This is a genomic window from Schleiferia thermophila (assembly GCF_003337435.1).
GTDB lineage: Bacteria > Bacteroidota > Bacteroidia > Flavobacteriales > Schleiferiaceae > Schleiferia > Schleiferia thermophila.
Map to the genome: position 1 here is coordinate 212,995 of NZ_QPJS01000004.1, position 20,651 is coordinate 233,645.

General features: G+C 44.9%; 20 protein-coding genes, 1 tRNA gene and 1 pseudogene. 14 read left to right on the top strand and 8 right to left on the bottom strand.

From position 1 onward, the window contains the following. Positions 1 to 16 precede the first annotated feature (16 nt). Both DES35_RS09590 and DES35_RS09595 read left to right on the top strand, forming a co-directional pair. Positions 17 to 418 (top strand): hypothetical protein, encoded by a 402-nt coding sequence (locus DES35_RS09590; RefSeq protein ID WP_125039470.1) that lies wholly within the window; start codon positions 17 to 19, stop codon positions 416 to 418. Then, positions 415 to 1,857, top strand: coding sequence for a recombinase family protein (locus tag DES35_RS09595; RefSeq protein ID WP_114366449.1), 1,443 nt, complete (start codon positions 415 to 417; stop codon positions 1,855 to 1,857). The genes DES35_RS09590 and DES35_RS09595 overlap by 4 nt, the downstream gene beginning before the upstream one ends. On the opposite strand, the gene DES35_RS09600 is transcribed toward DES35_RS09595, so the two are convergent. Together DES35_RS09600 and DES35_RS09605 are read right to left on the bottom strand one after the other, a co-directional pair. Further along, positions 1,849 to 1,938, bottom strand: a tRNA-Ser gene (locus tag DES35_RS09600). The two genes, DES35_RS09595 and DES35_RS09600, sit on opposite strands and share 9 nt — an antisense overlap. An 81-nt stretch (positions 1,939 to 2,019) precedes the next feature. Then, the gene (locus DES35_RS09605) at positions 2,020 to 3,801 is read right to left on the bottom strand and encodes an ABC transporter ATP-binding protein (protein WP_114366450.1); all 1,782 of its coding nucleotides are present in this window, start codon (positions 3,799 to 3,801) and stop codon (positions 2,020 to 2,022) included. A gap of 113 nt (positions 3,802 to 3,914) precedes the next feature. Between DES35_RS09605 and DES35_RS09610 the strand changes: the two genes are divergently transcribed. The 6 genes from DES35_RS09610 to DES35_RS09635 all read left to right on the top strand — a co-directional run bounded on the left by DES35_RS09610 (position 3,915) and on the right by DES35_RS09635 (position 8,052). Continuing rightward, positions 3,915 to 4,988, top strand: a complete 1,074-nt coding sequence (locus DES35_RS09610) for a Glu/Leu/Phe/Val dehydrogenase dimerization domain-containing protein (RefSeq protein WP_114366467.1) — start codon at positions 3,915 to 3,917, stop codon at positions 4,986 to 4,988. Positions 4,989 to 4,993: 5 nt separating this feature from the next. Next, a complete protein-coding gene (locus tag DES35_RS09615; protein WP_114366451.1) occupies positions 4,994 to 5,926 on the top strand; it encodes a transcription antitermination protein NusB in 933 nt (310 codons plus the stop codon). 17 nt (positions 5,927 to 5,943) lie between these two features. Next, positions 5,944 to 6,393, top strand: a complete 450-nt coding sequence (locus DES35_RS09620) for a DUF1573 domain-containing protein (protein WP_244906342.1) — start codon at positions 5,944 to 5,946, stop codon at positions 6,391 to 6,393. 13 nt (positions 6,394 to 6,406) lie between these two features. After that, on the top strand, positions 6,407 to 6,763 hold the full coding sequence (gene yajC / locus DES35_RS09625; protein ID WP_185714359.1) for a preprotein translocase subunit YajC: 357 nt from the start codon (positions 6,407 to 6,409) through the stop codon (positions 6,761 to 6,763). Between the two features lie 222 nt (positions 6,764 to 6,985). Then, positions 6,986 to 7,474, top strand: a complete 489-nt coding sequence (locus DES35_RS09630; protein WP_037359102.1) for a 30S ribosomal protein S16 — start codon at positions 6,986 to 6,988, stop codon at positions 7,472 to 7,474. A gap of 29 nt (positions 7,475 to 7,503) precedes the next feature. Next, the gene (locus DES35_RS09635) at positions 7,504 to 8,052 is read left to right on the top strand and encodes a ribosome maturation factor RimM (protein ID WP_114366453.1); all 549 of its coding nucleotides are present in this window, start codon (positions 7,504 to 7,506) and stop codon (positions 8,050 to 8,052) included. Between the two features lie 76 nt (positions 8,053 to 8,128). On the opposite strand, the gene asnS is transcribed toward DES35_RS09635, so the two are convergent. After that, positions 8,129 to 9,559 (bottom strand): asparagine--tRNA ligase, encoded by a 1,431-nt coding sequence (asnS, locus tag DES35_RS09640; RefSeq protein WP_114366454.1) that lies wholly within the window; start codon positions 9,557 to 9,559, stop codon positions 8,129 to 8,131. A 196-nt stretch (positions 9,560 to 9,755) separates the two neighbouring features. Between asnS and DES35_RS09645 the strand changes: the two genes are divergently transcribed. Then, positions 9,756 to 11,822, top strand: a complete 2,067-nt coding sequence (locus DES35_RS09645) for a T9SS type B sorting domain-containing protein (protein WP_114366455.1) — start codon at positions 9,756 to 9,758, stop codon at positions 11,820 to 11,822. Between the two features lie 15 nt (positions 11,823 to 11,837). Next, entirely contained in the window at positions 11,838 to 13,277 is a 1,440-nt protein-coding gene (locus DES35_RS09650; protein WP_114366456.1) for a PorP/SprF family type IX secretion system membrane protein, read from the top strand. A gap of 111 nt (positions 13,278 to 13,388) precedes the next feature. Here the strand turns inward: DES35_RS09650 and DES35_RS09655 are convergent, their stop codons facing one another. The 3 genes from DES35_RS09655 to DES35_RS09665 form a co-directional block, all read right to left on the bottom strand. Continuing rightward, on the bottom strand, positions 13,389 to 13,808 hold the full coding sequence (locus DES35_RS09655; protein ID WP_037359114.1) for a nucleoside-diphosphate kinase: 420 nt from the start codon (positions 13,806 to 13,808) through the stop codon (positions 13,389 to 13,391). A gap of 150 nt (positions 13,809 to 13,958) precedes the next feature. After that, positions 13,959 to 15,218 carry an ABC transporter permease gene (locus DES35_RS09660; protein WP_114366457.1) on the bottom strand — a complete coding sequence of 420 codons (1,260 nt, stop codon included), beginning with the start codon at positions 15,216 to 15,218 and terminating at the stop codon, positions 13,959 to 13,961. Then, complete coding sequence (locus DES35_RS09665; protein ID WP_114366458.1) at positions 15,208 to 16,377, bottom strand: glycosyltransferase family 2 protein; 1,170 nt, start codon at positions 16,375 to 16,377, stop codon at positions 15,208 to 15,210. The genes DES35_RS09660 and DES35_RS09665 overlap by 11 nt, the downstream gene beginning before the upstream one ends. A 113-nt stretch (positions 16,378 to 16,490) precedes the next feature. On the opposite strand from DES35_RS09665, the gene DES35_RS09670 reads away from it, so the two are divergent. Genes DES35_RS09670 through DES35_RS09680 form a run of 3 tightly spaced genes read left to right on the top strand, consistent with a single transcriptional unit; the run spans position 16,491 to position 19,296 of the window. Then, on the top strand, positions 16,491 to 17,639 hold the full coding sequence (locus DES35_RS09670; RefSeq protein ID WP_114366459.1) for a TolB family protein: 1,149 nt from the start codon (positions 16,491 to 16,493) through the stop codon (positions 17,637 to 17,639). Further along, positions 17,636 to 18,385 (top strand): 3-deoxy-manno-octulosonate cytidylyltransferase, encoded by a 750-nt coding sequence (gene kdsB, locus DES35_RS09675; protein WP_037359120.1) that lies wholly within the window; start codon positions 17,636 to 17,638, stop codon positions 18,383 to 18,385. The genes DES35_RS09670 and kdsB overlap by 4 nt, the downstream gene beginning before the upstream one ends. Then, a complete protein-coding gene (locus DES35_RS09680) occupies positions 18,376 to 19,296 on the top strand; it encodes a GYDIA family GHMP kinase (RefSeq protein WP_037359123.1) in 921 nt (306 codons plus the stop codon). Before kdsB ends, DES35_RS09680 begins: the two co-directional genes overlap by 10 nt. 138 nt (positions 19,297 to 19,434) lie before the next feature. On the opposite strand, the gene DES35_RS11430 is transcribed toward DES35_RS09680, so the two are convergent. Further along, positions 19,435 to 19,656: a hypothetical protein gene (locus DES35_RS11430; RefSeq protein WP_147269347.1), complete on the bottom strand. Its 222-nt coding sequence runs from the start codon at positions 19,654 to 19,656 to the stop codon at positions 19,435 to 19,437. Between the two features lie 54 nt (positions 19,657 to 19,710). Then, on the bottom strand, positions 19,711 to 20,133 hold the full coding sequence (locus DES35_RS09685) for a hypothetical protein (protein WP_037359126.1): 423 nt from the start codon (positions 20,131 to 20,133) through the stop codon (positions 19,711 to 19,713). Between the two features lie 378 nt (positions 20,134 to 20,511). Here DES35_RS09685 and DES35_RS11705 point away from each other — a divergent pair. Next, positions 20,512 to 20,651 (top strand): annotated as a pseudogene (locus DES35_RS11705) (RHS repeat-associated core domain-containing protein); the annotation flags it as partial.

The window sequence follows — 20,651 nt, forward strand, 5'->3', positions numbered from 1 at the left end:
TTTTGATATCATAATATTGTTGATATTTTCTTCTTTCATTATTATACTAACAAATATAATAAAAGCAAGTAAATTTTTACAAGGCAAAGATGAGAAAAAGCCCGCTTTTGGCCAAAATAAAGTTCGAGCCGATATTTTTTCAGGTTCTTTGGCAGTTTTTCAATCCGAAAAGGTCGCCTTCCGCGGGGCGGGCGGAAGGGAGGTCTGGGGGGAATACCGCCCGCCCCGCGAGTTTTATCGGTTTTGGGCGAAATCGGTTCGAATTTTTTCGAACAGACACCGCCAATTGGTATTCTGGGGGGAATTTAAAAGGGCACGCCAGCCGATTTTCCCTTTAAATATTTTTTTACCTTTGCGTGCGAAGCACGCAGGCCAAAAGCGGGCTTTTTCGAAGTCTATTCTTAAGGTGAAACTATGAAATATTTTATTTATGCTAGAAAATCAACAGACAGCGAAGAAAGACAGGTTTTATCAATTGAAGCTCAGCTTGCTGAGTTAAAAGAATTTGCCGCCAAAGAAAAACTTGAAATCGTCGCCTCGCTTTGCGAGGCAAAAACTGCCAAAGAACCTGGCCGAACTGTGTTCGGCGAAATGTTAGATAGAATTGAAAAGGGCGAAGCCCAAGGAATTTTGGCTTGGCATCCTGATAGACTGGCAAGAAATTCCATTGATGGCGGAAGGATTATCTATCTGCTGGACACAGGAAAACTTAAGGATTTAAAATTTCCTACTTTTTGGTTTGATAATACACCACAAGGCAAGTTTATGTTGAATATTGCCTTTGGGCAAAGCAAATATTACATAGATAATCTTTCAGAAAACATTAAACGAGGACACAGGGCAAAACTACGAAAAGGTATTTGGCCAAGCTTTGCCCCTCTTGGATATCTCAACAACCATAAGACAAAAGGGATAGATATTGATCCAGAGAAAGCACCGCTTATCAGAAAAGCGTTTGAATTATACGCCACTGGAGAATATACGCTAAAAGCAATTGCAAAAATTTTAAAAGACGCAGGACTTAGAAGCTACAAGGGCAAGGTGCTTTCTGTTTCCTGTGTCCAGCGAATGCTTAAAAATACGTTTTACTATGGTGTTTTTAGGTTCAATGGCGAAATGTATGATGGAAGCCACGAGCCAATTATTTCCAAGAAACTTTTTGATACTATTCAACAGGTAATGAATAACAGAGGCAAGAAAAAGCGAAAAAGAAAACATAACTTTGCTTTTTCTGGGCTTATGCGTTGCGGAAATTGCGGTTGCATGATTACTGCTGAAATTCAAAAGGGATATATTTATTATCGTTGCACCAAGAAAAAGCAAAGATGCAATGAAAAGTATTTGCGCGAAGAAAAACTTGTTGAACAGCTAAAAGCAATAATTCAAAAAGTTTCCTTGCCAGATGAATGGGCAGAGAAAATGTTGGAAGAAATTGAGAAAGAGAAGGAACAGGCCAAACAAGAAACAAAATCACTTGTTCAAAATCTATTAAAACAAAAAGTGGCAATTGAAAGGAAGATGGACAGACTGCTTGATCTTTATATTGAAGGCAAGGGTATTGAACCGGAAGAATATCAAGCTAAAAAACAGAAACTTCTTAATGAAAAACTGAAAATTCAACAGAAGATTAAAGATTTTGAACAAACAGGAAATAATTGGCTCGAACCAATGAAAAAAATGATTTTAGCCAGTAGCCAAGCCAAAATTCTATCGTCGCAGAACGACAATTCTCAAATTCGAGCATTTCTAAAAAATATCGGCTCGAACTTTATTTTAAAAGGTAAAAAATTCCAATTTGAAGGGAAAATCGGCTGGCGTGCCCTTTTAAATTCCCCCCAGAATACCAATTGGCGGTGAGGGGGGGATTCGAACCCCCGGTTCCGTTGCCGGAACGACAGTTTAGCAAACTGTTGGTTTAAGCCACTCACCCACCTCACCAGGGATGCAATCTGCTATTGTTAACGTGCCGCAAATGTAGGACTGACGTTGGTATTTCCAAATCCGAAGAAAATAAAATTTTCAATTCAAATCTGCCTCCACGTTTGCCGATTGTGTCTGTTGGATGTACAGTTCGGCATACAGTCCCCCTTTTGCAATCAATTGTTCATGGGTGCCTTGCTCTATAATTTTTCCTTGGTCAAGGACCAGGATCTGGTCAGCGTCTTTTACAGAGGAGATTCTGTGAGAAATGATGACAGCAGTAGTGTTTTCGGTTAGGGAACGTAGATTTTTCAGTATCCGATCTTCGGTTTCAGTATCCACAGCAGAGAGGCAGTCGTCTAGAATGTACAATACGGGATTACGGGCAATGGCCCGTGCCAAGGCGGTTCTTTGTTTTTGCCCTCCAGATAGCGTTATGCCTCGTTCACCAACTCGCGTTTGATAAGCCAATGGAAAATCCTTAATGTTGTCAGCCAGGTCTGCAAGCTCGGCCGATGTGTAAATGATCTCTTCCTCGGCCGTATCCAATCCAAATCCAATATTGTTGAACAAAGAGTCTGAAAACAAGTAACTGTCCTGAGGCACTGCACCTATGGCTTTTCGGTAGTTTTCGAGGTTTATGGTTCTCAAATCGCGGTCGTCGGCCAATACGATGCCCTCTGTAGGGTCGTATTGTCGCAGTATCAGGGCGGCAATGGTGCTTTTACCCGTCCCGGTCTTGCCTACGATTCCCACTGTGCTTCCGGGCTCGATTACAAAGCTGACTTTATCAAGCGCCTTAACGCCACTATCAGGGTAAATGAAAGTGACCTCTCTGAATTCAATTTTTCCTTTGAACTCAAAAGACTCCTTGGTAGGATTGGAAATATTGGGTTTAGTTTGAAGAAATTCGTTTATTCTCTTTTGAGAAGCTTCGGCACGCTGTACAATAGAGGTAACCCAGCCAATGGAAGTAACCGGCCAAGTCAGCATATTTACATATAGAATAAATTCTGCAATGTTTCCTGTGGTGAGATTTCCCGATAGGGTTTCCAGGCCGCCGATATATACTGTGATGAGGGTGCTTAGCCCAATGAGAAACATTACCAAGGGCATAAAAAGAGCATTTACTCTATACAATCTTTCATTTATCCGGCTGTAGTCAGCGGATTCTTCAGAAAAAAGGTCAGTAAAAAAATGTTCTTTAGAGAATGCCTTTATGACTCTGATTCCGGAGAAGGTCTCCTGAGCTAAAGTACTCAGGTCAGATAACTTTCTCTGAACGGCTTCGCTGCGTTCGTTGATGCGTCTGCTGACTTTGTATATTAAAAATGACAAAACAGGTAAAGGAAGGAGTACATACACAGTAAGCTTGGGGCTTATGGAATACATGATAGGTATCACAATGGCAAGGGTGATGAACACATTGATGCCATACATTACTGCCGGACCTATGTACATACGCACCCGGCTCACATCTTCAGAAATCCTGTTCATCAAATCACCGGTCGAATTTGAGCGGTAAAAGCCCTGGTCAAGAAGCAGGTAGTGATTGAAAATTTCATTTTTTAAGTCATACTCGATTCGGCGACTCGCGACTATGATGGTTTGGCGCATAAAAAAGGTAAAAGCCCCTTTGAGCAGAGAAGCACCAACGATGACGGCCGCATACCAGGCAAGTACGGAACCTATGCTTGTGTAGTCTATAGCATTTCCTTTTTGGTACAGCTGGATGACTTCCTCTACCTTGTCAAAACTGTTTCGTATATACTGCGCGGGAAAGATGCCGAAAACAACCGAAATCGCCACAAAAAGAGTTCCGGTAAGGAAGTGCCATTTGTAATTGAGAATGTATTTATTCAGGTAAAACAGGTTTTTCATGAATCCCTAAGACCAAATAATTTGAACAACAATGCTGTGTGATTGTAGTTTTGCTTCGCATTTTAGCACAACAAATGTACTTAACACAGAAGCCAACAAAAACCAAAACATTCATGGTAGAAAAAGTTCACCCGGTCGTTTTTAGTCACGATTTTTTCGATGGCCATGAGCAAGTGGTATTTTGCCACGATGAGGAAACAGGCCTGAAAGCCATCATCGGAATCCATTCCACAGTGCTTGGTCCAGCACTTGGAGGTACCCGCATGTGGCCTTATGAAAGTGAGTCAGCGGCATTATGGGATGTCTTACGGCTGTCCAGAGGAATGACCTTCAAAGCTTCACTGGCAGGTCTGAATCTGGGGGGAGGAAAAGCGGTAATCATTGCAGACAGCCGAAAAGACAAAACCCCGGAAATGATGAGGGCATTTGGCAGGTTTGTAAACAGCCTCTCCGGAAAGTATATTACTGCTGAAGACGTCGGAATTAAGGAAGATGATATTCGATATGTAAAGGAAGAAACCGATTTCGTGACGGGCATTCCTACAGAAATGGGAGGAAGCGGTGACCCCAGTCCTGTGACTGCCTATGGTGTATTTGTGGGGATAAAAGCAGCAGCTAGATACAAGTGGGGGTCAGAAGAGCTAAAAGGACGTAAAGTCCTCGTACAGGGAGTAGGCAATGTGGGTCTGACACTGGTGAAATACCTTTCTGAAGCCGGAGCAGAAGTATGGGTTCAGGATGTATACCCTGAAAAGATCCGCGAAGCTGAAGAAAAATACAATGCCAGAGCATACACCGGACACTTCGCCGATGCTGAGGTGGACATTTATTCCCCTTGTGCACTGGGAGCAACGCTCGACGAACAGACCATCCCCGCATTGAAATGTTCTATAGTAGCTGGAGCTGCCAACAATCAATTGGCTGATGAAACGCATCACAGCCGGATGATCCAGCAAAGGGGAATTCTCTACTGTCCGGATTTTTTGATCAATGCAGGTGGCCTTATCAATGTGTATTCCGAAATAGCCCACTACGATAGAGCGGAAGCATTGCGTAGAACAGAAAACATCTACCATACATTGCTGGATGTCATCACTCTGAGCGAGAAAACGGGAATCACCACGCACCAGGCAGCTTACCTAAAGGCCAAGGAGAGAATTGAAAATCACAAAAAAATCCCGGTATAACACCAATGTTAACACGAAGACAAATCCGGATAAAAACCTTTCAGGCCCTGTTTGCATATTACCACTCCACCATTGATGTGAATGCAGGTGTAGCAAATCTTTATAAAAGCTTTGAATCCATCTACGAACTTTATTTATTTGAGCTCAGAGGGATTTTAGAAGTCAGAAACTTTGCCATGGAGCTCATCGAGAGAAGAAAACAGAAAATTAAACCCACATTTGAAGACCTGCATCCCAACCTTCGTTTTGTCAACAATAAAATTCTGCTCAGATTAGCAAATGACTCAAAAGTGGCAAAAGCATTTGAGAAAAAGAAAATCAATTGGGGTGACGATCGCGAACTCATCGGCAGAATTTTCCAGCAACTGCTGAAAAGCGAAGCCTACCTTACCTACATGAATGGTACCTCCGGAATGGACGACCTTGAATTTATCTTATGGTTGTATTCAGCCTTTTTTGCCAACAATGAAATTGTACATCAACTTTACGAAGACAAAAACATTCATTGGGCTGAAGAACTCGAGCCTGCTCAAATGTTGGTCTGTCAAACACTACAAAACATTGCAGAGGAAAAGTCAAACATTCTATGTGATATTTTCAAAGATGAATCCGACCGGCAGATGCCTGAAATCCTCTACAGAAAAACCATAGAAAACGACAAATATTTGGAAGAACTCATCATCAAAAAAATAGCTAATTGGGAGCCTGACAGGATAAATATCTCTGATATGATTCTCATGAAAATGGCTATTTGTGAGTTCCTGTTTTTTGAAGAAATTCCAGTCAAAGTCACGATCAATGAATATCTGGACCTTTCAAAGCTCTATTCAACCCCTAAAAGCAGGATTTTTATCAATGGAATAATTGATAAAATTGCACAGGAATTGACCGAGCAACACATTGCAATCAAAACTGGAAGAGGATTGTTACAAGAATAAACGTAAAACCAACTATGATGAATTACAGAATTTTGACCATTCTGCTTGCCGGTTTCATTTTCAGTGCTGCCTGTGACAATGCCAGCAGCAAAATCCGTAAAACCGGCGTGGGTACAGAAGTAGTTACATCCGATGATCACCCGGTCTTCAAATTCGAAAGTGAAGAACACGACTTCGGAATCATTGAAGAGGGTACCATTGTAACACACGAATTTGTTTTTACCAATGTAGGCAAATCGCCATTAGTCATCACTAATGCACAAGGCAGCTGCGGCTGTACTGTGCCCGAATATCCGAGAGATCCGGTAATGCCCGGAAAAGAGGGCAGAATTAAAGTGTCATTTGACAGTTCAAACAGAGCTGGCCGACAAGACAAAACAGTAACTATTACGGCCAATACTGTCCCCAACACCAAAATATTAAAAATCACATCCGAAGTAGTAAGAAAAAACACACAAAACCCATAAATACACCACCAAAATGAATATCTTATTCACATTGTTTTTACAAGGACAACCCTCAGCAATAGGCTCATTTCTACCCTTTTTGCTTCTGATTTTAGTTCTTTACTTTTTCATGATCAGACCACAAGTAAAGCGACAAAAGGAAGAAGCAAAATTTGCAGAGTCGCTGTTGAAAGGTATGCGAATTGTCACAGCAGCCGGTATACACGGTAAAATATTAGAAGTAGGTGATACCTATATTATTATAGAAAGTGAAAACAGCCGTCTGAAAATCAACAAATCAGCAGTATCAAAAGAATTAAGTCAGGTTTACAGCGATTTGAATGCCCCTATATTGGCAAAAAAAGAAGAGAAAGAGGGAGAAAAGAAATAGGATCGGAGCACATCCCCTGGCAAATTCCGAACAATTTTAAAAGCCGGATGCATTGCATGCCGGCTTTTTAAATTCAGGATAACCGGCCTGTAATCAGGTGCCTGCTTACTGTTAACGCATCTATAAATACAATTTCGTGGGCTGTATTGCAGGAATTATCATTACCTTTGCAGGCCAAAAAATAGTCTAACCGGGTTTCGTACTCTTTAAATCTGAAATTAAATGGCAGTAAGACTCAGACTTCAAAGACATGGTCGTAAGGGTTATCCCTTTTACTTTATCGTGGCAGCTGACAGCCGCAGTCGAAGAGATGGTAAATTCCTGGAAAAAATCGGAATTTACAATCCAAACACAGATCCCGCTACTGTAGAAGTAAATTTTGAATCAGCAGTCCGCTGGATACAAAATGGTGCTCAACCAACTGACACGGTGCGTTCTATTCTTTCAAAAGAAGGTGTACTTCTTAAAATACACCTCATGAAAGGAGTAGCCAAAGGAGCTCTTACCGAAGAGCAGGCAGAAGAAAAATTCAACAAATGGCTGGAAGATAAAGCAGCCCGTCTAGCAGCTAAACGCGAGCAAATACTCGCGAAAAAAGAAAAAGCCAGACAAGCACGTATCGATGCCGAAAGAGCTTACAACAACCTGCGTACAGAAAAAAAGAATGCAGTAACTTCGGAGGAAGCCTCTTCCTCTTCAGAAGAAAATTAAGTCCAGGGATGTTTGGATTTAGCCTGTAAATGAGCAAATCTAAGCTGATACCTTTTGGAAAAATTATAAAACCACATGGCCTCAACGGACATGTGGTTTTTAAATTGTACAACGACAATCTGGATATTTCCAATCTCGACCACCTTTTTATAGACATTGGAGCCGACACACTACCGTTTTTAATAGAATACATTCAGACCTTGCCCAAAGGTTTTAAAATCAAATTTGAAGAATTTTCAAAACTCGAAGACACTACAGACATCATTGGTCGGGAAGCGTTTTTACGAGAGCACGACTACAACCGATTGCTTCAAGAATCAGGAGTTGAAGAAATACCCATACTTGAATATGCGGCATTTATCGAAAACGAAAACCAACCCTTTGGAAAAGTTGTTTCAGTGCTCGAAAACAAATATCAGAACGTCATAGAAATAGCTCACAATTCCGGGGCTCAGGTACTTGTCCCCTGGGTTGAGCCATTTATCGTCTCTATAGACCACAGCAATAAAAAAATCATTTTCAGATTGCCAGAAGGTCTTCTTGATATGTATCTGGGAAAAAAAATAATTGGTTCCTGACCAAAGGTGAGTACCCTGAAATATCACAAAATGGTTTCGATATTGAAAAGTTTAGCCCTATTCGGAAAGGGGAGAGTTAAAATTCGCAATTTCCCGGTGTTCTTGGAAATGGAATAACGTCGCGGATGTTCGACATACCGGTGACAAACTGCACCAGTCGTTCAAATCCAAGTCCGAAACCGCTATGCGGACAAGTGCCGAACTTTCTGGTATCGAGGTACCACCAAAGGCTATGTTCACTGATGCCAAATTGTTTGATTTTTTGCAGCAGCACATCATAGCGCTCTTCTCTTTGTGAGCCACCTACTATTTCGCCAATACCCGGCACCAATATGTCCATGGCTCTCACAGTTTTTTCATCTTCGTTGAGCCGCATGTAAAAGGCTTTGATAGCGGCCGGGTAATCGGTGATGATCACAGGTGTCTTAAAATGTTTTTCAACCAGATAGCGTTCGTGCTCACTTTGCAGGTCGATACCCCATTCTACCGGAAACTGGAATTTTTTCTTTCTATGGTATGATGAGTTGAGTAAGATATCGATGGCGTCGGTGTATGTTATTCGTGCAAAGGGATTTTCCAGAACAAAATGCAATTTTTCCAGCAGAGGCATTGAACGCTGATCTGTAGGTTTGGATTTTTCTTCATCTGCTAGTCGTTGATCCAGAAATCTCAGGTCTTCGCTTGCTTTTTCCAGGGCATAGGAAATGATGTACTTGAGAAATTCTTCAGCCAGTTCCATATTGTCGGACAATTGGTAAAAGGCCATTTCTGGTTCGATCATCCAAAACTCAGCCAGATGACGGGTTGTATTTGAATTTTCAGCTCTGAAGGTAGGCCCGAATGTGTATACTTTGCCTAGTCCCATTGCCAGTAGTTCGGCTTCCAATTGGCCACTGACGGTCAGATTGGCTTCTTTTCCAAAAAAATCTTTTGAAAAATCAACTTCACCGCCTTCAGTAAGCGGAATGTTTTTTTTGTCCAGTGTGGATACATTGAACAATTCACCGGCACCCTCTGCATCCGATGCTGTAATAATAGGAGAGTGTATGTAAAAAAATCCATTTCGGTTAAAAAAGTCGTGAATAGCATAGGCCAGGTGATGACGCACTCTGAAGACTGCTCCGAAGGTACTGGTCCTTGGCCGCAGATGAGCAATCTCGCGCAAGAATTCAAGGCTGTGTTTTTTGGGTTGAAGAGGATATTTTTCAGGGTCAGATTCACCCAGAATTTCTACACTTTCGACCAACATTTCAATCGGTTGGCCTTTTCCCGGTGATTCAGCAATTTTACCCTTCAATGTAAGGCATGTCCCTGTGTTTATTTTTTTCAGAAGAGTATCATCAAACTTTTCATAATCAAGTACGCATTGAAAATTGGAAACCGTACTGCCATCGTTGAGAGAGATAAACCGGTTGCTTCTAAACGTCCGAACCCATCCGCTGAGAGTAACGAATTCTCCTATGGGCTTTTTCTCATACAGTTCGGCAACGGAATATGTGCTTTTCATCGATAATGCAAGCTTATTTTTAAGGCCGGCAAAGCTAATAAGCACTTTTAATGCGGCCATAGTTGGTCATTTAAAATGGTAATTTATTAACAATCAATTGAAAAACAAATAGCATCAATCGACATTTGCACACATTACCTTAGGGTGTAGTTGTATTAGATTTTTATTTCCTTTATTTGCTAAAAAATAAAAAAGAATGAGGCAAATTCTACATCTAGTATGGTTTTTATGTGCTACAATTTTGGGTAATCATTTGAATGCACAAGTATTTGTAGCCTCGCCTTCATTAAACACCCAATTGTGTCAATGCGATACGGTTCAGGTAACCTTTTACGTAAATCCCGGAGTGCTTCAAAGCAATAACGTAATTCGAGTTGAAATGTCCGATCCGGGAGGAACCACCTTCAGCGGTAATTTTATTGAACTTGCTCCACTGCCTTTCGGAAATAATGTTCCGCCAAATGGACCCGTGCACGGTACCGTGGGAAACATTCTTGCAAAAATTCCATGCAATACTGCTCAAGGAGCATACCGCGTGAGAGTGACTTCGAGTTCGCCCGCAGCCGTCAGCGACTCAAGCGCCATTATTGTAATCGGAAAAAGACCACCTTCAAATTTTACAATATCAGGGGGATTTGTCAATCCTAATTTTCCAACCGAATACAGATTTTGCGAAGGAGATACACTGACATTTACCGGTCCCACACCAGGAATTGGCGAAACATTTATTTATGAATGGAGGGTAAATGGGGCTCCGGTTCCCAGTTCAAACCAGCAAACGTTTAAATTTTGGCAAACTGCCTCTATATCTCTCAGAGTATCACTTGGTACATGCGATTCGATCTCAAAAGATACACTTGTTGTATCGTATTTGCCCAATACCAATATTACCGTAGTGCCTCAGCCTGGTGTGCTGGCCATAAGTGCAGATACTTTCAGATTTTGCGACGGAAACTTTCTGACACTTCAGGCACCCGTTGGACCTTCCTATTCGTATCAATGGTTGGTCGATACATTGGATTTGTTCAACAATCCGCATCCAAAAGCCCTGGCCGGCAGTACGCTGGACTCCAAAGAAGTTTACGTGGCCGGCAGATACCGAGTGGTGGTTGATGACGGTTTCTGTCAGGATACTTCCGACTACATAACGGTGATTACTGACTTCCCGCCGGTTGACAGTGTTGTGCCTACAGCGATTCCTGGTCTTTCCAATAAAGGATTAGTCATTTGCTCAGGTGATTCTACTATGTTGACAGTTCTTGACTCCTCGGCGGGACCCGATGTCAGCTATCAATGGCAGATTTCGTTCCCCCCTGGCAGTCCTTTTATAAACATAGCAGGGGCTACGGATCCCTGGTTTAAGGTAACTCCGGTCATCAATGGTATCCCTGTAGATGATACAGCTCAGTACAGAGTTGTAATTTCAAATACCACTTGTACATATGTTTCAAATTTCCTGCAGGTAGATGTCGTAAAATTTCCGGAAATAAGCCTGAATACTCCTAAAAATATTCAGATTTGTGCCGGCGACAGTGTCACTGTAGTAGCTTCTGCCAATCAGCCGGGTGTAAATTTCTCCTGGTTGCTCAGTCCCACTCCTTTGAATTCAAATGCCATAGTATTAAAAAATCCGGGTACTTACGTCGTTAGGGCTACCAATCAAACCGGATGTGCTTCTTTTGATACGGTCGTCCTTTCACTGAGCAATCCAATAGCCAATGCGGGTCCTGATCAGGTCATTGAGATTGGCCAGTCCGTCACACTCACCGGTTCCGGTGCGGGTCCGGGAGGTATGTATTACTGGTTTGCCAATAAACCCGTCTCTTTCAGCAATCCACTTGCTCAGACAACCATTTCCATTCCCCAAACCAATAAGCCGGATACCATTACATATTATCTGATTGTTACCGATGTCGGGGGGTGTCAGGGAATTGACAGTGTCAAGGTTTTTGTTATCGAGCCACCTAAGCAGTTGGACAGCGTAGAAATCTTCAGCCGTGTGCCTAATCTTGTCACCCCTAATGGCGATGGCATTAATGATGTACTTGATCTCTCTGAACTGATTGGTAATCAAACCTGCGAATTGGTAGTGATGAACAGATACGGAAAGGTGGTTTTTAATGCACTACCTTATGCCAATAACTGGGCGGGGACTGACAATGCCGGAGCGCCCTTGCCGGATGGAGCTTACTACTTCCTCGTCGTTTGTGATGATGAAGTCATATACAGAGGTTCAGTTACGATTATCCAAAATCAGTTTTAACTAAATGCGCATCCGATGAAAAGATTATCTATATTTTTGATGGTAAAAATTTGCTGCCTTATTCCTTATACAGCACTTAAGGCACAGCAGGTCCCACTCTACAGCAACTATTTCTTTGCTCCCTATGTGTACAATCCGGCCATGAGCGGGCTGACTTCAACTCCTGAACTTTCGGCCATCTTTCGCCGTCAGTGGACCGGCTTTGATGGGGCACCTCAAACGGCTGCCCTGGCCTTCAACGGTCAGTCCGCATCCAACAAAGTAGGCTACTCTGTGTACGCATACAACGATCAGGCGAGTCTGTTAGAACGCAATGCAATCTATGCCAACTATGCTTATAAAGTCCAATTCGGTGACCGAAACTTCATTGACTTCGGGCTTGGGGCCGGATATCTCAATCAATCCATAAATGTAGATTTGATACGCAACCGGGAACGTTTTGACCCTGCCGTTTTCGGTCAAATCAATGGAAGGTCCATTTTCGATGTAAATCTAGGGGTAAATGCCAGAATCAACAATCTGATGGTCGGTGTTGCTGTACCTCAGCTCTTTTCTACTCCCGTCAGATTTTTGGACCAGCCTACTGCTCAAGTGCTCTTTAGTACCTACCGCCACTACAATGTGATGGCTCAGTACGACATCAATGTACAGGGTGATCGCGCACTGCTCAGTCCTCTTGTAATGATACGAGGAGCGCAAGATGTACCTGCTATGATAGATGCCGGCGCTATGCTCCGATTGCCCCGTTATGGTCATCTGGGCTTTATGTATCGTACCGATTACGCAGTGACTTTGAATTTCGGAGTCAATATCACCGACCAACTCATGATTGGCTATGCCCATGATTTTTCCATCTCCGAATTTAGCCGGGCAATGGGCAACAGCAATGAAATCATCCTGACCTGGAGATTTGGAAGCAGTTCAAAAATGGATCGACTTGAAAGCGAAATAAAAAGATTAAAACAACAACAAAGCAAAAAAGATGAAAACACCGAAAAAGCCATAAAAGAAAAACTCGAAGAAGTACGAGAGGAAATCAGAAGAGAATACCAACGTCAGGCTGAGCAGCAGCCATCACAACAACCCCAACCAACCACACCCGACAAAAGCAAACCCACCACCCCTGCCCAGCAGCCGGCCACCCCTCAACAAACAACAGGATACACTTCCGGAGGCCAGCCCATTCAAGCTTCTGAATTGGCCAGCAATGTAACTCCCGGCTCAAAGGGCTTTTATGTAGTAGCAGGAGTATTTTCAAGTCAGGCCAATGCCGAAAGGCTGGTGGCTGACCTCAGGAAAAGAGGCTTCGATGCCAACTTTTTCCAAGACACCAACAACAAAATGTTTTACGTCTATCTCTTTAAATTTGATAATTACAACAGAGCCAATCAAGTACGTCAAAACCGCATCGATGGCCGCTACAACGATGAGCTATGGATCAAGATTGTAGATTAAACTAAAAAATCATCTGTAGCTAAAATTAAAACCGCGGATACAGACGTATACCGCGGTTTTTTTATTGATACGCTCTTTAAGCCAGTCACATTCGCCTCTTATCAGGCTGAATTAGTACCGCTCTCTTTCCGAAAAGAAGAAATTCGATTCGATGACTGCATTCTCATCGCTATCGCTCCCGTGAATTGCGTTGGCAGCTATGCTTTTAGCAAACATTTTTCGAATAGTGCCCTCTTCAGCCTTGGCCGGATCGGTAGCACCAATTAGCTTCCTGAAATCTTCAACGGCGTTTTCTTTCTCCAGTATGGCAGCTACTATTGGACCCGATGTCATATATTCGACCAATTCGCCGAAAAAAGGACGATCTTTGTGAATGCCGTAAAATTTTTCAGCCTCAGCTTTGGAAAGCTGAGTTTTTTTCATTGCCACAATTCTGAAGCCTGCACCTTCAATTCTGTTTAAAATAGCACCTGTGTTGCCATCGGCTACAGCATCCGGCTTGATCATTGTAAACGTGATACGTCTTTTCATATAAAGAAAATGTTTTGACGGCAAAAGTATTGAAGCATACAAGAGGCAGCATTTGACCCCATGCTTACAAAAACCTAAAAATTTTTAGATTCACATTTGGCGACAATCGATCCCCTACGTCCATCCATGGAATGTATGAGACCTTTAAAATCAGGACCCTTGCCGGATTGCCTCTACCGGATCGAGCCGACTGGCGCTTCGGGCCGGAGCATAGCCTGATACCAAACCAATTACCACGCTGATCACCACCCCTTGAATGATGTTTTTTGCACTTAAGTAAAAAGGAAACTCCAGGATCCCTGAAACAACCAGCAAAGTAATGCCCACCAATACCAATCCAATTAACCCACCCACAAAACACAGTGCTACGCTCTCGGTCAAAAATTGCTGAAGGATAAATCGGGCCGGAGCACCGAGCGCCTTGCGAATGCCGATTTCAGAGGTTCGCTCTTTCACGCTGACAAACATGATGTTGGCAATTCCAAATCCACCCACCAGAATAGAAAAACCGCCGATGAATATACCAGCTATTGTCACTATGTTGAAAATCTGGTCCAGACTTGCGCTTATCAGAGATATTTCGTTCAGGGCAAAATTGTCTTCAACTTTGGGTTTAAGGCGACGAATAGCTCGCATGTGCTGGCGAAGTTCATTCTTATATTCCGCCAGCGATACTCCTTCGATAGGTCTGGCCATGATAAAGCTTCCTTCAATGCTGTTGGGATTTACAATCCTCAGTCCAAAACTGGCAGGAGCCACGATGTTCTGGTCGTTGTCATTGCCCACCAGACTTTTTCCTGTTTTATCAAATACACCAATTACCGTAAGTTTCTTTCCTTTCAGCTGTACCTTTTGTCCAATCGGATCTATTCCGGCAAATAAACCCTGTGCTACATCATAGCCCAATACACATACCTGAGACCCGCTTTTTCCTTCCTGCTCGTTAAAAAACCTTCCGGCTTGAATGTTCTGATTCCAAAGTTTGATGTAATCTGCGGTAGTAAACAGCACTGTAGTGCCTTTCACCTCATTGCCCAGCGCTTTAGCTGTCGCACTGATGCCAAAACCATACACCAATTTATCGCTCAGCCTCGAAAGCTTTTTAAGTTTTTCGTATTCAGAGTAGGTAGGCTCCGGCCTGTTGAGATACTTCCACCACGGATATTCACCCCCTCCTCCCCATGGCCACTTTTGAATGTACAGTACATTTGACCCTAGCGACTGTACAGAGTCCCTGATGTTTTTCTCCAAGGAATCCACCATGGCAAATACGGTGATGATGCAGTAAATTCCCACCGTAATCCCAAGAAGCGAAAGCAGTGTTCTGAATTTATTGACACTCAGCGAATTCAATCCCAAACGTATGCTCTCGCCAAGGAGTTGCAGTTGTTCTTTGAAATCAGTTCCCATCGCCCGTGTGTCCTTTTTCCGTTACTTCAAAGTGTGTAGCAGTTTTTTTGGTTATTTTCAGGATCGAACCGATTAAGGCCATCATCGCTACCGGAATGTGGAAAATGGCCCTTGCAAGCTGCGCGTCGTACATGTTGGCAGGTACCGAGGCCAGCATTGCCAGATAATACATAGCGGTAAGCACGATCCAGTTGCACTGCAAGTACGGGCTAAAGTAATCCACCAACGCCAGGATACCAAGCAAACCGATCAACAGCACTTTGGGTATGAGCGCCATCTGAAAGCACTTGTCAAAATAATCAATATTGCCTTTGGTAATCAGGTGCTTTACTCCGTCGAAGAAAAAATGACGGAAAAAATAAAACTGTGCCCCCAGCCAACGGGTACGCTGCTTGCCGAAGTTTTTCGTGGTCGATACCTTCTCATCATAAACATAAGCGTGTTCAAAATATTCTATCGTATGCCTGTCCTTGAGCAGCAGCATTTCCAACAACTTGTCTTCTCCTGCAGTATCGGTGATTTGCGACATGTATTTCCTAAACAAGTTAAATTCAAATACCATCCCTGAACCTATCAGAGCAGCCGAAAGCCCCAGATTTCGGTGCCCCTTCCGGAAAATGTGGTTGCCGATTTCTTCGTTTGCTGAGTCCAGTACTGCCATGGGAGTATTTCTGTTTTTTGCAGTGCGGTGGGCCTGAATGATTTTGTAGCCACTTTGAAAGGCATCGGAAACTTTCCTGAGAAAAAAATGAGCCATCACATTGTCACTGTCAAGTATCACCACGGCTTCCGGTGGGTCCTGGCTTAGGTACTCGAGTCCTTTGTTGATGCTTTTGGCTTTGGTGCTGTGCTCAAAGGATACCTCAAGCACCTCAACTCCCGTTAAGCGCAACTTCTCCACCGTCTCAGGCTTAAATGAATCTGCCAATACTACAATCCTCCGGTATTCAGCCGGATAATCTACCTCCAGCGCTTTTTTCGCCGTATCCACGATGATATTATCCTCCTTGTAGCCAGGTATCAGTATGGCAAACCGCGTAAAGGGCATACCTCTTTTCAGCTTTAGCTCATGTGGAGCCAGTCCGGCCATACCAAAAATGAAAAAGTAAAACACTTGTATGGCTATGAGCGTGTACAGAACATTCTCGATATATTCCATTATTGCAGTATGGTTAAAACAAATTCAAATATTACATCTGAGCCAAACCTTTCGCAACCGACGACTGTAAATTTTTTCGTTCATGGTTTTCTTTGTCAAAAATATAGTTGTACATGTTCCCACGTGCTGTTTATCTGCTAGTAGCGTTTAGTTTTTCGATACATTTCAGCATAGCACAAAAAAGGCCGAAATCAGCAGATATAACCTATCCTCAGGAAGTACACCTCAAAAATCTCAGACAGTTGACCAACGGTGGCGACAATGCCGAAGCGTACTGGAGCTTCGACAACAAAAAGCTCGTCATGCAGAGCAACAACCCGGCCTGGGGTCTTAAATGCGACCAGATTTTCTGGTTTGACATTCGCCGGGATCATCTCTTTCAGTCTCGCCCCACTATGGTGTCCACCGGCAAAGGACGGACCACCTGTTCCTTCTTCTTACCCGGCGATACCTTAATCCTCTTTGCCAGTACCCATGAAGGTGGCGACGAATGCCCCCCGGAACCCGACCGCTCAGAAGGTTATGTGTGGCCCCTTTACAATACTTACGACATTTACGTAGCTGACCTCCAGGGCAACATCGTAAAAAAACTCACCGATCGCCGTGGCTATGATGCCGAAGCCACCGTTTCACCCAAAGGCGACAAAATAGTTTTTACATCCGACCGATCCGGCGACCTGGAGCTCTGGGTGATGGACATCGATGGATCCAACCCTGTGCAAATCACCCACGAACTCGGTTACGATGGAGGAGCATTTTTCTCTCCCGATGGCAGCAAAATCGTGTTCCGAGCCAGCAGACCCAAAACTCCAGAGGAACAAGAAGAATACAAAGCCCTCCTTGCCAAAGGTCTGGTCAAACCCTCCAACATGGAAATTATTGTCTGCAATGCCGATGGCTCCGACCTTCGCCAGGTCACAAACCTCGGCAAAGCCAACTGGGCCCCCTACTACCACCCCGATGGCAAACGAATCCTCTTCTCCTCCAATCATCACAGCCCACGTGGGTTTCAGTTCAACATATTTATGATCAACGAAGACGGCACCGGTCTCAAACAAATCACTTTCGACCCCACCTTCGATGCCTTCCCCATGTTTTCCTGGGATGGAAAAAAGCTCGCCTTCAGTTCAAACCGAAACAATGGCGGTACCCGCGATACCAACGTTTTTATCTGCGACTGGGACGAAGAAGGCAAGCCTGATCGATTAAAAAACAAGTCCAGAAAGAGACTCAAAAAAACTACCTCCCCCAAAAGCCCATGAAAACTCTCGGCATCATCCCGGCCCGCTATGCCAGCACCCGACTGCCCGGCAAACCCCTCATCGACCTTGCCGGCAAACCCATGATACAGCATGTCTACGAGCGCGTACTTCACAGCGTAGACCACCTGGTAGTAGCCACCGACGACCAACGTATAGCAGACCGAGTTGCAGCTTTTGGCGGACATGCGGTTATCACATCCCCCCATCACCCAAACGGCACCTCGCGCTGCAATGAGACTCTGAAAATTCTGCAGAACAGCGGAGAACATTACGATGTAGTCGTCAACATTCAAGGCGACGAACCCCTCATCGACCCACAGCTAGTCCAAAGACTCATCAGCGCATTCAGCCATTCGGCCGTTCAAATCGTCACAGCTATCCGTTCTGTAACGGACCCAGGTGAGCTGGTCGAAGGCCCTGTATGTGTCGTCACCGACCACAGCGGCCGGGCACTCTACTTCAGCCGAAGTGTCATCCCCTTTGTGCGCGACCTGCCCCGCCACCTTTGGCTTCAGGCATACCCCTTCAATCACCACATCGGCATCTACGCCTTTCGGACCACTATTTTGTCCCACCTGGTAAATCTGCCCGAGTCACCACTCGAAGCCGCCGAAAAACTCGAACAACTCCGCTGGCTGTATGCAGGCTACCACATCCACTGCATATCCACTACTTTCCAAAGCATCCCCGTCGACACCCCCGAAGATGTCCTTAAGGTCAGAAAACTATTGACCCAATGCCTCTGAAACCACCATTGCAGTACTATGCCCACGGCAAGCTGCTGCTGACCGCCGAATACGCCGTTATCCACGGCATCACAGCCCTGGCCTTGCCCACCCGATACGGACAGTCGCTTACCCTCACTCCCAACGATAGCCCCGAACACCTCAGGTGGACAGCCCGCGATCCAAATGGCAGCCCATGGCTCGACATCATTTTTTATACCCCTGATTTTCAAATCGATCAAGAATCTCAGGAAGCCAATCGCCTGCGTTCAATATTGCTCCAGGTGGCCAGCCTCAACCCCGATTTCGACCCCATAGGCTATCAGGCCGAAACTCACCTTCAATTTCCCCGCCACTGGGGGTTAGGCAGCAGCAGCACCCTGATAGCCCTGATCGCTCGATGGGCACAGTGCGATCCCTTCCAGCTCTTCTTTGCCACCCAAAGTGGCAGCGGTTATGATCTGGCAGTGGCACTGGAAGGCCGACCTGTCCTTTACACCCTCCGGCCAACCGGCCCCGACTACCGTGCAGTAGACTATCATCTGCCAGCTCACGACACCCTGTACTTCATCCATCATGGCCATAAGCAATCCTCCGATGCCGAAATACGCCGGACAGCCAACAAACCTCCGGATCCACATCTACTTACTGATATTCAGCACATTTCCAATCAAATTGCCCAAACCACTCAACCAGATGACTTTGACTATCTGCTGAGCCATCACGAGCAGCTGATCAGCCGCCTCATCGACAGGCCCCCTCTCAAAGAAGAAAAATTCAAAGATTACCCGCACCTGATCAAATCCCTTGGAGCCTGGGGGGGAGACTTCTTCCTTGTTCGCGCCAACGATCGCACAGACCTCCAGTATTTCCGGCAGCGCGGTTACACCACCATCCTATCCGCTTCCGAAATTCTGGCTGGCTACGCATAGCATTTAAATTGTTATTTGGGCGTGCCCCCGCGCGCCGGCCTTGCGGCCTTACCGCGCGGGGTCGGGCTGCTCCGGGGTGCGCTTCGCTCCCGTGCTCCGCTGCGCTGCGCACCGCCCTGCGGGCGCCCTCCGCATCCCTCACGCAACTCCCTCTCCCACACATAATCCCCCTCTGACTCTGACCACTTCTGAAAAAGGTGAAAGATAGACTACCAACAACTTTTGAACTGGGTATGACTTTTCGCGTAGCGACTGCCTCAGGATTGATTCCAGCAGCGCCACCTGAAGCCTTGCAACAATATTTTTTTTGATTTGAAGAAGAAGCACAAGAAATTCGATGTAGTCGTCAGAAAACAACACATTTTTACTGTATATGCGGAATGCCAGTCTTTCTTTGGCTTCCGTAGCCTCTGCTCACAGTCTTTCATTTACCGAATGCAAGCCTTTTACCGTAACCTTCTCCCGCAATTTTTCCTGCTTCAGGTAGTACATCCACTCGTCTTTCGGGCTGCGAATCCGGTCGTCAAACCAGGCCACATGGATGAGCACGATTTCCGGATACAATTCCCCGGGATAGGTACATCCATACCACAGCATCAGATCAGGCGAGAGAGCAATCGCATCGCCTTGATGAATTCCGACCACCGAAATTTTTTGCCGGGCGAAGTCTTTGTTGGTTTGCGGGTCGAGGATTTCCTCTATGGAGATGTCCATATCGAGCATGACCGAGAAGAAGCCCTCCGGGATGGAGAAGTCGCTTTTTTGGCGGAGCATGCGTTGTACGGCCCAGTCGAAGGAAATCAGGGGTCGGTCGTTGGAGGGGATGGATTTAGGCATTGAGAGAGGCTTTGGGCAGGAGGAAACACAGGAAAATTTTTAACAAAGCCGGGAAGAGGAAGGCAGCAGACAGGAGATTACCGGGGAAGGACCGTCAGATAGAGTGTGGCAAGGGCAGAGTGCACATGGGGGAAGCAAAGAGGCCAGGCGGGTCAATACGTAAAAAACCTCGCAGATGAGCCGTGGCCAGCCAAGGAAAAGCCACATTTTATATCTTTACAGCAGACAGGGAAGTAGAGAAGACGTAGTATGTCCATGAATATCCGTGTCACAAATATCACCTTCCAACAAATCAATCCCACCGGTTTCAGCACACCCTATCGCTTCAATGCCAAAGAGCTCGACTCCGAAAGCGGGCTTTTCTAATACGGAGCCAGGTACTACCACCCAATGGTGAGCAAGTGGTTGGGTGTGGATCCGTTAGCAGCCGATGCACCAGGGTGGACACCCTACAATGCAATGTGGAATAACCCACTCCGATTTGTCGACCTAGATGGCAGATGGGCAGTTGACCACAT